Origin of the sequence: Streptomyces sp. NPDC014006 (genome assembly GCF_043088925.1) — a bacterium.
Classification (GTDB): domain Bacteria; phylum Actinomycetota; class Actinomycetes; order Streptomycetales; family Streptomycetaceae; genus Streptomyces.
The window spans coordinates 418,950-431,306 of the sequence record NZ_JBICAJ010000004.1 but is presented as its reverse complement, the minus strand read 5'-3'; the positions used below and the strand labels follow the sequence as shown (position 1 = coordinate 431,306).

Here is a 12,357-nt window from a genome sequence, read left to right as displayed (position 1 = left end):
CGGCGCGGACGCCGGCGCCCCGCGTAGCCTCTTTCCCATGCCAGCCGCCCGCCTGCATCGTGTCGCCGTCCTTGTGCTCGAGGGTGCGAAGCCGCTCGACGTCGGAATTCCGGCGCAGGTGTTCACGACCCGCGCGAGCATGCCGTACGAGGTCCGGGTGTGCGGGGCGACACCCGGTCTCGTGACCGGCGGCGACGGCCTGTCGTACTACGTCGCCCACGGCCTCGACGCGCTTGTGTGGGCGGACATCGTCTTCGTCCCCGGCTACCGGTTCCCGGACCGCGACGACCCGCCGCAGGCCGTCGTCGACGCACTGATCGCCGCCCACGCCCGGGGCGCGCGGCTCGCCGCCATCTCGACGGGCGCCTTCGCGCTCGCCGCCACGGGCCTGCTCGACGGCAAACGCGCCACGACGCACTGGCACTACACGCGGCAACTCCGGGTCCGGCATCCGCTCGTCCAGGTCGACGAGAACGTGCTGTTCGTCGACGAGGGCAGCGTGCTCACCTCGGCCGGCGCCGCCTCCGGCATCGACCTGTGCCTGCACATCCTGCGCGGCGACCTCGGGGTGGCCGCGTCCAACCACGCGGCCCGCCGCCTCGTCGCGGCCCCCTACCGCAGCGGCGGACAGGCCCAGTACGTGCCGCGCAGCGTCCCCGAGCCGCTCGGCGAGCGCTTCGCCGCCACTCGCGAGTGGGCGCTGCACCGGCTCGGCGAGCCCCTCACCCTCGACGTACTGGCGCGCCAGGCCGAGGTCTCGCCGCGCACGTTCTCCCGGCGCTTCGTCGAGGAGACCGGCTACACGCCGATGCAGTGGGTGATGCGCGCCCGCATCGACCTGGCCCGCGAACTGCTCGAGCGGTCGGAGCGCAGTGTCGAACAGATCGCCGCCGACGTCGGCCTCGGCACCGGCGCGAACCTGCGCCTGCACTTCCAGCGCATCCTCGGCACCACACCGAGCGAGTACCGGCGCACCTTCACCCGGGGCGAATAGCACCGTGGCGGGATCCTCGTGGCGGGGTCCTCGGCGGGATGCGTCCTTGGCGGGATCCTTTTGAACCGTGGCGATTCCGCCACTGTCATCGGCGCGAGCCGCGGGCGAGCCTGGTGTGGAAGGGAAGGGACATCACTCATGACTCGCATCGCCATCAATGGATTCGGCCGCATCGGACGCAATGTGCTGCGCGCACTGCTCGAACGCGACAGCACCCTCGAGATCGTCGCCGTCAACGACCTGACGGAGCCCGCCACGCTCGCCCGCCTGCTCGCCTTCGACAGCACGGCCGGCCGGCTCGGGCGTCCGGTGACCGCCGACGGAGACGCGCTCGTCGTCGACGGCCGCCGGATCACGGTGCTGGCCGAGCGCGAACCGGCACAGCTGCCGTGGGCCGAACTCGGCGTCGACATCGTCCTGGAAGCCACCGGCCGCTTCACCTCGGCCAAGGCTGCCCGCGCCCACCTCGACGCCGGTGCGAAGAAGGTCCTCGTCAGCGCGCCGTCGGACGGCGCCGACGTCACGCTCGCCTTCGGTGTCAACACCGACGCCTACGACCCGGCCGTCCACACGATCGTCTCGAACGCCTCCTGCACCACCAACGCGCTCGCCCCGCTGGCAGCGGTCCTCGACGAACTCGCCGGCATCGAGCACGGGTTCATGACGACGGTGCACGCCTACACGCAGGAGCAGAACCTGCAGGACGGTCCGCACCGCGACGCCCGTCGCGCCCGGGCCGCCGGCGTCAACATCGTGCCGACCACGACCGGCGCCGCCAAGGCGATCGGCCTGGTGCTGCCGAACCTCGAGGGCAAGTTGTCGGGCGACTCGATCCGCGTACCGGTGCCGGTGGGCTCGATCGTCGAACTCAACACGGCCGTCGCCCGTGACGTGACGCGCGACGACGTGCTGGCGGCGTACCGCGCCGCGGCGGAGGGGCCGCTCGCCGGCATCCTCGAGTACTCCGACGACCCGCTCGTGTCATCCGACATCACCGGCAATCCCGCCTCGTCGATCTTCGACTCGGCCCTCACCCGCGTCGACGGCCGCCACATCAAGGTGGTCGCCTGGTACGACAACGAGTGGGGCTTCTCCAACCGCGTGATCGACACGCTCGAACTCCTCGCCACCCGCTGACCGCACGGCGGGGAGCGGCGCCCCGCCACCAGCGACCGCTCCGCCCGGCGCCGGGGTCCGACTGCTGACAACTGACGGGCCCCGCCAGCGGTAAGAGAGCAGGCCGCTACCTCTCTCCCGTGACGGGTAACGTGTCCTGCACATGGGGGCTTCGACGTCGGCCGGGGCACGGGCCGGGCAGTGCCGTCGAGGGACGAAGCCGTTCCTCCTCCTCGACGGCCGGTTGCCTGGTCGTGCCCGCCTGCAGTCACCCAGGTTGGAAGAATGCGAGCATCTTCCGGCTGGCGTCCGGGGATGCCAGGATCTCCTGCATCTGCGCGGACTGCCGGGCGGCGGCACCGGTGCGTTCGAACATCTCGCGTTCGTACTTCTCGACGGCGGCGGGAAAGTCGTCCGGGTGCGCGGCCAGCGCGAGGCCGAGCAGTGCGCTGTCGAGCAGCGCCATGTTGGCCCCCTGCCCGACCGGTGGCATCAGGTGCGCGGCATCGCCGAGCAGCGTGACGCCTGGTGTGGTCGGCCAGGTCAGACCGACCGGAAGTGTGGTGATCGGCCGCGGCAGGATCGTGTCGTCGCAGGCGGCGATCAGTGCGGTGATCCGTGAGTGCCAGCCGCTGAAGAGGTCGACCAGCCGGGCCCGCGCTGCGGCCGGGTCGCCGAAAGGGATCCCGCTGGTGGCGAACCAGTCCTCGGCGGTGTCGTAGAAGCTGAGGTAGACACGTACGCGGCCGTCACCGTTGCGCTGCGCCGACAGGGATTGGCCATTGCCGAGCACCCAGTAGTTGCCTCGTCCGACCATTGCCGCGAGGTCGGGGTGGGTGTGGTCGACGTCGGGAATGCCGAGTTCGATGATGTTGTGGCCGGTGTGTACCGGGCGGGCGTCGGTGAGCAGCGGACGGACCTTGGAGTTCGCACCGTCGGCGCCGACCAGCAGGTCATACGGCGCGCTGCTGCCGTTGGTGAAGCGCAGCAGGCCCTGGTCGGCGCATGCGAACGCGTGGCCCCAGCGCACTGCCTGTGCGGGGAGGGAGTCCAGCAGCAGGTTGCGCAGGTCGGCTCGGTCGACCTCGGGGCGCTCGAGTGGAGCGTCGTCGGGCGTGTCCTCCTGGAGGAGGAGGGTGCCGTCCGGCTCGAGAAGCCGCAGATCCTGGCCTGCGCCACGGGCAATCACATGGAACCGGTCGATGAGGCCCGCCTCGCGCAGCGCCCGCTGCCCGGTCTTGGAGTGCAGGTCGAGCATGCCGCCCTGACCGCGCGCGCCGCGTGAAGGCTCGCGTTCGTAGACGACGGCGTCGATGCCGTTCACCTGCAGCACACGGGCGAGCGCCAGGCCGCCCAGGCCGCCTCCGATGATGGCGATGGTCATGATTCCTCCCCCTTGATACACCGTATCGCTCGATACACTGTATCGTCCCATGCGGTGTATCGTGAGCGGCATGTTGGTGTGGGAGAGGCCGGAGCCTTCGAATCGACCCGTGCCGGCACCGCTGAACCGCGAGCTGATCGTGCGAGCGGCGATCCGGTTGGCCGACGCGGACGGCCTGGAGGCCGTGTCACTGCGCAAAGTCGCCGCCGCGCTGGGCGTCGGGCCGATGCGTCTGTACAGCTACATCGCCGGCAAGGAGGAGTTGCTCGACCTGATGGTCGACGCGGTCCATGCCGAGATCCGGCCGGCCGGAAACGGCTGGCGAGAGGTGCTTCGCTCTCTGGCCGAAACCACCCGGCAGGCCGTTCACAAGCACGAGTGGCTGGCCGATCTGCTCGGCGGGCGACCGCAGTTGGGGCCGCACGCACTGGCCAGGGGGGAGGCTGTGGTGGCTGCGCTGGACGACTTTGATGTCGACGCCGTCATGCCGGTGGTCACCGCGGTCGACGCGTATGTGATGGGCGCGGTGCGTCGGGAGATCGCTGAGCGACGTGCCGAACGGGCCACCGGCATGGACGAGAAGCGCTGGCAGGCCTCCCTCGGGCCCTACCTGGAGCGGACCTTCGCCACCGGCCGGTTCCCCGCACTGGCGACGGTGGTGCGGGACGCCGCCCACCTGGACGCCGATCACACCTTCCGGATCGGCCTCGACTTCCTGCTCGACGGCATCGAAGCAAGGGTCTCAGCGGAGGGACGCACGGCCGAGGAACCGGAGCCGCACCGCCCATAGCCACGGGAGCGAGCGGAGGCGTCCCCGACGCCATCAGTCCCCGTCGCGAACCGGAGTGCGGGCGGAGCCCCTCCGCTACGCGGCGGGCACGCGCAAAGCGGCCAGTACCGGCAGGTGATCCGTGGCTGCCCGGAGGTCTCGTACCGCGACGCCGGCAAGCCCCATCGGCACCCCGCACCCGAGCACCTGAACCCCCCGCGTCACGAAGACCGCATCGATCCGCTGCAACGGATCGCCCAGCCGGGTGGTGTGCTCGCGCCCCCACGGCTTCGTCGCCCAGCCGTCCTGCAAGGCGTCCGCGAGGAGGCCGAAGGTACGGCCGTCGGGCCGGTCGTTGAGATCGCCCGCGGCGACGGCGTACGCCACATCCAGGGCGGTCAGCCGGTCGAGGAGCAGCCGGCCTTGCTCGTAGCGCTCCTGCTCATCGATGCTCAGATGACAGCTGAGCACCCCGAGCCGGGCCCGGCCGAACCGCAGCACGGCCGTCGCGAAGCCACGCTGATGCAGGCCGGGAGTGCGGGGCAGCAGGACGTCTTCCGTGCGCTCCACGTGGGCGCGGGGCGAGGAGAGGATCATGGGACCGGAGGCAGTGGCGCCGCCCGAGACGTACACGAGTCCGGACGAACGCGCGAGGCGGGCGGCGGCCTGGCGCCAGCGGAAGAACCGCGGCGCCTCCTGAACGCAGACGACGTCGGGCCGGCAGGCCCGGATCACCCGGGCGAGAGCCGCGACGTCGTCACGCATCGAGCGGATGTTGTAACTCAGCACACGCACGATCACGGAGCCGTCCGACTCCGTCGCCGACATGGGCAGATCCTGCAAACTCTCCCTCACCACATCTCCACCTTCCCGCCGCGACGGCCCGACGGCCCGACGGCCCGACAGCGCGATGCGATCCTCGCAGAGGCGGCGCGCAGCCGGCATGACGCCCCGTCGGCACGGTGGGGGATCCCGCTGGTGAACGTGGCCGCAGCCCCATCCGGCCCGGCAGACCGCAAGCCAACTCCTACTGCCCGGTAACCATTTGAATCTGTTCAACGGACTCCCCCGAACACATGTCGGCTCCCTCGAACGCTAGGGTGACGGGCGCCTGGCGGTCGCCGCCCCAGGCGGCCGGGCTGTCGGCACAGGACCTGTTCACACATGTGCGGGGGCTCCCGGCAGCTTCGGTCCAGCACCCGACGACGACGTCGCCCTGCTCCTGCCGAGCACGCCGACGCGGTGAGAGAAAGGTCCGTGTGTTCCATGTGCAGCGCTCGCCAGCGCACTGGCATCACGCATGTCGCACCCAAACCGCACCTTGGTGAAGTCCATGCCGGAAGCCATCCCCTGCGGCGCCCTTCCCCGGCCCGGAACGGGTCCGGTCGGCGTCGCCCGGCGCTGGGGGTGGTCCGGCGGGAGGTCCGTGACTTGTCCGGGCCGGGTTTCGTCCTCTCCGCGGGGAATCGAGCGAGCGGCGTGGCCGGACCGTTCCGCCTTGCGATGATTCCGTCTCAGCCGAGGTGTCATGCGCGCATCACGGAGCCGGAGAAGAGGTTGCGCCCACACGGCAGTGTCACGTCGTCGGCGGGGCACGCCTGGGATCAACGGTGACGGGCAGGTTCGGATCCATGCAACAGACCTGGAATCCGGATACGTCACCGGGGCCGGCGGATGGATGGAGCGGAGCCGTCCCGCCCGGCCCGTCTCCCGCCTCGATGGCCTCTCTCACCCCAGCCGCCCAGCCTCCCGTCAGCGCGGAGGACGTCGCGCTGGTGCGGTCCAGCCTGGCGGTTGTCGGGCCTCACGTCGCCGAGATGGCCGGGTACTTCTACGACATCCTGTTCACTCGTTACCCACAGCTCAGGGAGATGTTCCCGGCCGAGCTCGACGTCCAGCGGGAACGTCTGGTGCGCGGTCTGCTGCGCATCGTCGAACTGGTCGACGATCCCGCGAATCTCGTCGCGTTCTGCTCGCGTCTGGGGCGTGGTCACCGCAAGTTCGGCACGCAGAGCGCTCATTACCCGGCCGTCGGCGAATGCCTGCTGCAAGCCCTCTCCCACTACGCGGGCCCTGCCTGGAGCCCGGCGTTGGCCGGGGCATGGCACCGGGCCTACACCGCTGCCGCGAACGTCATGGCCGGCGCCGCCGACGAAGACGCGCGTCACCGGCCGGCCGTGTGGCAGGCCCACATTGTCGAGCACGTGCACCGCGGCCCCGGAATCGCGGAGATCACCGTCCAGCCCCAGCAGCCGTACCCCTTCGTAGCGGGCCAGTACGTGAGCATCGAGACGCCCTGGGCACCGAGACTGTGGCGGCACTACTCTCCCGCGCACGCCCCCCGGCCGAACTCCCAGCTGACCTTCCACGTCCGTGCCGTGCCCGGAGGCAAGGTCAGCAACGCGCTGGTCCACCATGCCCGTCCAGGAGATCCCGTCCGGCTGGGCCCGCCGGAAGGCGATATGGTGCTCCGCCCGACCGCCGGGCGGGACCTGCTCTTCGTCGCCGGCGGCACCGGCCTGGCTCCGATCCGCGCCCTGATCGAGCAGGCGGCACAGGACGGCATCGGCAACTCCCAGGAAGTCAGTCTGTTCATCGGCGCCAGAACCGCGGACGAACTGTACGGACTCAACGACATGCTGCGGATGTCCCAGCGCTACCACTGGCTCCGCGTCCGGGCCGCGGTCTCCCACGAACGCATCGTGGGCCTGGAAGGCACCCTGCCTGAGGTACTGGCGGAATTCGGCCCCTGGTACCGGCACGAGGCCTACCTGTGCGGCCCACCGCAGATGCTCGGCGAAGCCGTGCAGGCCCTGCGACGTCATGGTGTCCCGCCGCATCACATCCATTACGACCCCTGGGACGTCCCCGTCCTGACCGCCCCTCTGGGGCCGCCCCCGCCCGCAGAGGAGACCGAACAGCTGTGAACGGCCCCGAGACGACCGGCTCCCTCGGTGAACGACTGCTGCAGCAACAACTCGGCACCACCGACCGAGCGGCCGACTTCTACGACCGCCAGGTGCACCCCTACCTGACGCCCGCCATGCGGGAGTTCATAGCCCGGCAGAACATGGTGTTCCTGTCGACGGCGGACTCCCGGGGAGCCTGCGACACCAGCTTCCGCTCGGGTCCGCCAGGATTCTGCGTCTCCCTCGACGACCGCACGCTGGCCTATCCCGAGTACCGGGGCAACGGTGTCCTCGCCAGTGCGGGCAACATGACCGAGAATCCCCACCTCGGCATGCTGTTCATGGACTTCACCCACGATCACATCGGGCTTCACGTCAACGGCACAGTGCGGCTGTACACCGACAGCGAACTGCGCACGTGGTACCCGCATCTGCCGACCGAAGCAGCGCCCGGTCGCCAGCCCCAGCTGTGGGTCCATGTCACCGTCGACGAAGCCTACATACACTGCTCCAAGCACATCCCCCACCTGGAGCCGGCGCCGCGCCCCCGCCCGGCCGCAGACCGGCACCGCCCCAAGGACAGCGCCTACTTCACCGAGCCCGACCCTTCCCACCGGGCCCCGGACGCCGACGACGGCGATACGGGCCGCCCCTCCTGGCGAGAGCGGTTGCGGCTCCGCCACTGATTCCCGCATCGCGAACGCCCTCCGCCCGACCGCCCCACAGCCTCGGCCCGACCAGGGCCGAGGCTGTGTGCGCAAGGCATGCAGGGAGGTGGAGGGCCCCTCACCTGAACCGGTGTCGCGCCGGCCGGGGTGGCTCCCCACACGACGTCGTGGTCAGGGCCGGCGCCTATGACCTCCGACGGGGAGGGACCCGGGGACGACGTGCGACGTTCGCCTCAGGGCTGCGGACGGAGGGTTCGGCGCAGTGCGTCGAGTACGGCCGGGTCCTCGACCGTGGCGGGCGTCGGGGTGTCACGGCCGTCGGCGATGTCACGCATGGCCCCCCGGAGGATCTTGCCCGAACGGGTCTTGGGCAGCGCGGGCACCACGGTGACCTGCTTCAAGGAGGCGACGGCGCCGACCTGGCCACGCACCTCTGCGACGATCTCGCGCTCCAGCCGCTCCGGCGTGGTTTCGGCGCCGGCCTTGAGGACGGCCAAGGCGCGCGGCACCTGTCCCTTCAGCTCGTCCCGCACAGCGATCACCGCGCACTCCGCGACGTCCGGATGGGAGGCCACCACCTCCTCGATGACGCCGGTGGACAGCCGGTGCCCGGCGACGTTGATGACGTCGTCGATACGGCCGGTGACGAAGACGTAGCCGTCCTCGTCGACGTGCCCGCCGTCACCGGTGAGGTAGTACCCCGGATACTGCGACAGGTACGAGGCCACGTACCGCTCGTCGTCCTGCCACAGTGTCGGCAGGGTGCCCGGCGGCAGCGGCAGGCCCAGGGCCACCGCGCCGTCCTGGCCCGGGGCGCACTCGTTGCCGGTCGGGTCGAGGATGCGCAGGTCGTAGCCCGGCATCGGCACACCGGGCGAGCCGGGCCGGAGGGCGACGCCGTCGACACCGCGAGGCGCAGCGGTGATCGGCCAGCCCGTTTCCGTCTGCCACCAGTTGTCGACGACGGGCACCCCGAGGACGCCCGTCGCCCAGGCGTACGTGTCGGTGTCGAGTCGCTCGCCGGCGAGGAAGAGGCTGCGCAGGCTGCTCACACCGTACTGGGCGAAGAGGGCGCCTTCCGGGTCCTCCTTCTTGATCGCGCGGATCGCGGTGGGCGCGGTGAACAGGGCCTTCACGTCGTGCTCGGCGATCACCCGCCAGAAGGCTCCGGCGTCCGGGGTGCCGACGGGCTTGCCCTCGTAGATGACGGTCGTGGCACCGGCGATCAGCGGGGCGTAGACGATGTAGGAGTGGCCGACGACCCAGCCGACGTCGGAAGCGGCCCACCACACGTCGCCGGGGTCGATGCCGTAGATGTGACGCATGCTCCAGGCGAGGGCGACGGCGTGACCGCCGTTGTCACGGACGACGCCCTTGGGCCGGCCGGTGGTGCCGGAGGTGTACAGGATGTACAGGGGGTCGGTCGCGGCCACTGTCACGCAGTCGGCGGGTTCGGCGGCCGCCGTCGCCTCGTCCCAGTCGAGGTCGCGGTCGCCGAGGTCGGCCGGGGCCTGCGGCCGCTGCAGGATCACGCAGCGCTCGGGCGTGTGGTGGGCCAGCCGTAGTGCCTCGTCGAGCATCGGCTTGTACGGGACGACACGACTGGCCTCGATGCCGCAGGACGCGGACACGACGACCTTGGGCCGGGCGTCGTCGATACGCACGGCGAGTTCCTTCGCGGCGAAGCCGCCGAAGACGACGGAGTGGACGGCACCGATCCGGGCGCAGGCCAGCATGGCGATCACGGCCTGCGGCACCATCGGCATGGAGATGACCACGCGGTCGCCCTTGCCGACGCCGAGGCCGCGCAGCACACCGGCGAACCGTGCGGTCAGGTCGAGGAGTTGTGCGTAGCTGACGCTGCTCGTGGTGCCGGTGACGGGGCTGTCGTGGATCAGGGCGGTGCGGGCTCCGTGGCCGGCTTCGACGTGGCGGTCGAGGGCGTTGCGGCAGGTGTTCATCACGGCGTCGGGAAACCAGCGGTGGAACGGCGGGCGCCCCGAGTCCAGGACTCGCACCGGGTCCCGGTCCCAGGTCACGGACGTGGCGGCCTCAGCCCAGAAAGCCTCGGGCTCGGCGATGCTGCGCCGGTAGAGCTCACGGTAGACATCCATCTGCGGGGTCACTCCTTCGCGGTCCCGTCCGCGCGGCACGGCCCAGCCGCCCGCGCGGATACGTCCGTCCCGGCGCCGACCGCCGGGGCGGAGCCGCGAGCCGGGGCGGAAGGAGGTGGCGGCACATCAGCCATCATCCGGCCCTCGGGCGCGGCCCACCACCGCCGGCGGAGACCCGTCCGGACCGGACGGGGCACCGCCGGGCCGCCGGCCACTCCCCCGAGGCCGCACCGGGCAGTCTGGGGCCTGGCCGCAGCGGACACGCCCGGAAGGTGCGACCGCCGCGGGCGCGGCGGGAGGCGCAGGCTGCGGGGCCCGCCACAAGCGGGGCGGGCGTCGCGGTCATCCGCGTGTGGACGTCGCCGGTCGAGCGGGTCCTGGCGGCCAGGTACTGCTGGCCGCCTGCACCGGCGGCGTAGGCCGGCCGCGCGAAACCCGCCTCGCACCGCCACGGGCACGGGCACGGGCTCAGGGGCGGATGAGGGTCTGCCGATGACGGTGGCATGGAAGCACGCTCTGTCCCCGCACGCCGGTTTGTCTCCCGCCGCCTGGTGTCCGCCGGGCTCCTCGCCGCGGCATGGGGGGTGACATCCGTAGCCGCCCGCGCAACGGCCAGGCCCTTTTCGCCAGGGCCGGTGGCGACTGCGGACGAGGGCCTTCGGGCTCTGTTCGGGTCCGAGAACCGTGTGATGGCCACCCGCGACCACGTGGTCGCGGTGACGTTCAACGCGGCCTGGAACGACGCCGGCCTGGAACGCGTCCTCGGTGAGCTCGCCCACCGGCGCACACCGGCCACGTTCTTCCTGACCGGTGACTTCGCCGACCGCTACCGTGAGGTGGTCAAGAGGATCGCCGCTGCGGGACACGGGCTGGGCAACCACTCCTACAGCCATCCCTACTTCAACGACCTGACCGCCGCCGGAAGGAGCCGGGAGGTCCGGGCAGCGGACCGGGCCCTGCGCGCCGCCGGAGCAGGGCGCGCCCTGGCCCCGTTCTTCCGGTTCCCTTACGGCGAGACCACCCCCGCCCAGATCGGAGAGGTCAACGAACTGGGATTCGCAGACATCGAATTCACCACCGACACCGACGGATGGAAGGGCACCGAGGGGGGCATGACCGTGGACCGTGCGGTACGCCGGGCGCTGGACGCTCTTCGTCCAGGGGCGATCCTGCAGATGCACGTCGGCGCGTCCGAGGGACGTGATCAGGTGATCGACGCGCAGGCACTTCCCCGGATCCTCGACGCGTTCACGGCCCGCGGTTACCGCGTCATCGACCTGCGTACTCTTCTCATCTCCACGGCACGGAGCGGATACATGAGGCCTTGATCGGTCAGGGTGAGGCGACAGCACCTGGGCCCCCGCAGTGCGTCACCTCGGATCGCCCACGTCCAAGCCATGCCGGGGAACGTCACCGTCGGCCTTGAAACACGCTCACCGCCCCGGCGTCAGTGGTCGTCGAAGATCTCCTTGATCTCCCGCAGCGCGTAGTAGACCAGCACGTATCCGGCGGCCGGGTCGGCCCACCACAGACCGGCCAGAGAATTCAGCAGGAGGCCCAGCAGCACGGCGACGGCCAGCAGGCCGTCGATCAGGGTCACCCGCCCCTCGGTCTTCAGCACCGGGTTGTCCAGCGCCGTACCGGTACGTGCCTTGCCGGCCGCGAGCGCGAACATCACTGCGGCGGTGACCGCGGTCCAGCCGACTCCCAGCCGCGAGTGGTGGGGCCGGAAGCCACTGGCCAGCACCCATGTGGACTGGACCAGCAAGTAGGCCGCCAGCAGGCCGAAGCCGACACCGATCAGCTTCAGCGCACGGCGTCGGCGCTCCTCGCCCGTACCGGACAGCTCCCAGATCACCACGGTGGAGGCGCCGATCTCGATCAGGGAGTCAAGACCGAACCCGGCCAGTGCCACGGACCTCGCCGAAATCGCGGCGACGCTGAGCACCACGATGCCGATGACGTTCCAGCCGAGGGTGGCGTACTCCAGAACGAAGCCGCGACGGACGAGCATCTGGCGGGCGATGTCATCGGTGCCGGTCACCGCGACATCCTCCCAGACCCGCCCTGCCCATGGGCCAGGAAGAAGCGCTTCGGGCGCACGGCCGGCCTCGTTGTCGCGAGTCACCGCAGAGGTCCCTGAGCCTGGGCGGGGGCCGCCCGCAACACCGCTGCCACCTGCTGGTTAGATAAGCACCAGGACTGCGCCGCCCCGATCGGAAGCTCGGCGCAAGGTCAGCCCACGTCGACCACGGGGCGCGTTGCACATCAGCACGGGACCGTTCCCCCCTGCCCGCATTCCAGGCCCCAGGCCCAGGTCCCGAGAGACACGTGAGTACCGATACCGCCCCGCGCCCGGCTGCCCGGCGCTTGCTCGCAGGCCGCGCTCCCGCCCCCGCCGGA

At 71.0% G+C, this 12,357-nt stretch carries 10 protein-coding genes; 6 read left to right on the top strand and 4 right to left on the bottom strand.

Going from position 1 to position 12,357, the window contains the following annotated elements; all coding sequences use genetic code 11:
* Positions 1-37: 37 nt before the first annotated feature.
* Both ACF1GV_RS17305 and gap read left to right on the top strand, forming a co-directional pair.
* Positions 38-994, top strand: coding sequence for a GlxA family transcriptional regulator (locus tag ACF1GV_RS17305; RefSeq protein WP_391681216.1), 957 nt, complete (start codon positions 38-40; stop codon positions 992-994).
* A 138-nt stretch (positions 995-1,132) separates the two neighbouring features.
* A complete protein-coding gene (gene gap, locus ACF1GV_RS17300) occupies positions 1,133-2,131 on the top strand; it encodes a type I glyceraldehyde-3-phosphate dehydrogenase (protein ID WP_391681214.1) in 999 nt (332 codons plus the stop codon).
* A 247-nt stretch (positions 2,132-2,378) separates the two neighbouring features.
* Here gap and ACF1GV_RS17295 read toward each other — a convergent pair whose 3' ends face one another.
* Positions 2,379-3,494 (bottom strand): FAD-dependent oxidoreductase, encoded by a 1,116-nt coding sequence (locus tag ACF1GV_RS17295; RefSeq protein ID WP_391681643.1) that lies wholly within the window; start codon positions 3,492-3,494, stop codon positions 2,379-2,381.
* Between the two features lie 70 nt (positions 3,495-3,564).
* Here ACF1GV_RS17295 and ACF1GV_RS17290 point away from each other — a divergent pair, with 70 nt between their 5' ends.
* Positions 3,565-4,284, top strand: coding sequence for a TetR/AcrR family transcriptional regulator (locus ACF1GV_RS17290; protein ID WP_391681212.1), 720 nt, complete (start codon positions 3,565-3,567; stop codon positions 4,282-4,284).
* Positions 4,285-4,359: 75 nt separating this feature from the next.
* On the opposite strand, the gene ACF1GV_RS17285 is transcribed toward ACF1GV_RS17290, so the two are convergent.
* Complete coding sequence (locus tag ACF1GV_RS17285) at positions 4,360-5,091, bottom strand: endonuclease/exonuclease/phosphatase family protein (protein ID WP_391681641.1); 732 nt, start codon at positions 5,089-5,091, stop codon at positions 4,360-4,362.
* Between the two features lie 890 nt (positions 5,092-5,981).
* Here ACF1GV_RS17285 and ACF1GV_RS17280 point away from each other — a divergent pair.
* Positions 5,982-7,190 carry a globin domain-containing protein gene (locus ACF1GV_RS17280; RefSeq protein WP_391681210.1) on the top strand — a complete coding sequence of 403 codons (1,209 nt, stop codon included), beginning with the start codon at positions 5,982-5,984 and terminating at the stop codon, positions 7,188-7,190.
* Positions 7,187-7,858 (top strand): pyridoxamine 5'-phosphate oxidase family protein, encoded by a 672-nt coding sequence (locus tag ACF1GV_RS17275; RefSeq protein ID WP_391681207.1) that lies wholly within the window; start codon positions 7,187-7,189, stop codon positions 7,856-7,858. Before ACF1GV_RS17280 ends, ACF1GV_RS17275 begins: the two co-directional genes overlap by 4 nt.
* 215 nt (positions 7,859-8,073) lie before the next feature.
* Here the strand turns inward: ACF1GV_RS17275 and ACF1GV_RS17270 are convergent, their stop codons facing one another.
* Complete coding sequence (locus ACF1GV_RS17270) at positions 8,074-9,954, bottom strand: propionyl-CoA synthetase (RefSeq protein WP_391681205.1); 1,881 nt, start codon at positions 9,952-9,954, stop codon at positions 8,074-8,076.
* 689 nt (positions 9,955-10,643) lie between these two features.
* On the opposite strand from ACF1GV_RS17270, the gene ACF1GV_RS17265 reads away from it, so the two are divergent.
* Positions 10,644-11,282, top strand: a complete 639-nt coding sequence (locus ACF1GV_RS17265; protein ID WP_391681202.1) for a polysaccharide deacetylase family protein — start codon at positions 10,644-10,646, stop codon at positions 11,280-11,282.
* 119 nt (positions 11,283-11,401) lie between these two features.
* Here the strand turns inward: ACF1GV_RS17265 and ACF1GV_RS17260 are convergent, their stop codons facing one another.
* Positions 11,402-11,998, bottom strand: a complete 597-nt coding sequence (locus tag ACF1GV_RS17260; RefSeq protein WP_391681200.1) for a cation transporter — start codon at positions 11,996-11,998, stop codon at positions 11,402-11,404.
* Positions 11,999-12,357: the final 359 nt, after the last annotated feature.

Bases quoted from the DNA above. Each gene is read 5' to 3' on its own strand.
- ACF1GV_RS17305 (WP_391681216.1), top strand. From the start codon at position 38: ATGCCAGCCGCCCGCCTGCATCGTGTCGCCGTCCTTGTGCTCGAGGGT.
- gap (WP_391681214.1), top strand. From the start codon at position 1,133: ATGACTCGCATCGCCATCAATGGATTCGGCCGCATCGGACGCAATGTG.
- ACF1GV_RS17295 (WP_391681643.1), bottom strand. From the start codon at position 3,494: ATGACCATCGCCATCATCGGAGGCGGCCTGGGCGGCCTGGCGCTCGCC.
- ACF1GV_RS17290 (WP_391681212.1), top strand. From the start codon at position 3,565: ATGTTGGTGTGGGAGAGGCCGGAGCCTTCGAATCGACCCGTGCCGGCA.
- ACF1GV_RS17285 (WP_391681641.1), bottom strand. From the start codon at position 5,091: ATGTCGGCGACGGAGTCGGACGGCTCCGTGATCGTGCGTGTGCTGAGT.
- ACF1GV_RS17280 (WP_391681210.1), top strand. From the start codon at position 5,982: ATGGCCTCTCTCACCCCAGCCGCCCAGCCTCCCGTCAGCGCGGAGGAC.
- ACF1GV_RS17270 (WP_391681205.1), bottom strand. From the start codon at position 9,954: ATGGATGTCTACCGTGAGCTCTACCGGCGCAGCATCGCCGAGCCCGAG.
- ACF1GV_RS17265 (WP_391681202.1), top strand. From the start codon at position 10,644: ATGGCCACCCGCGACCACGTGGTCGCGGTGACGTTCAACGCGGCCTGG.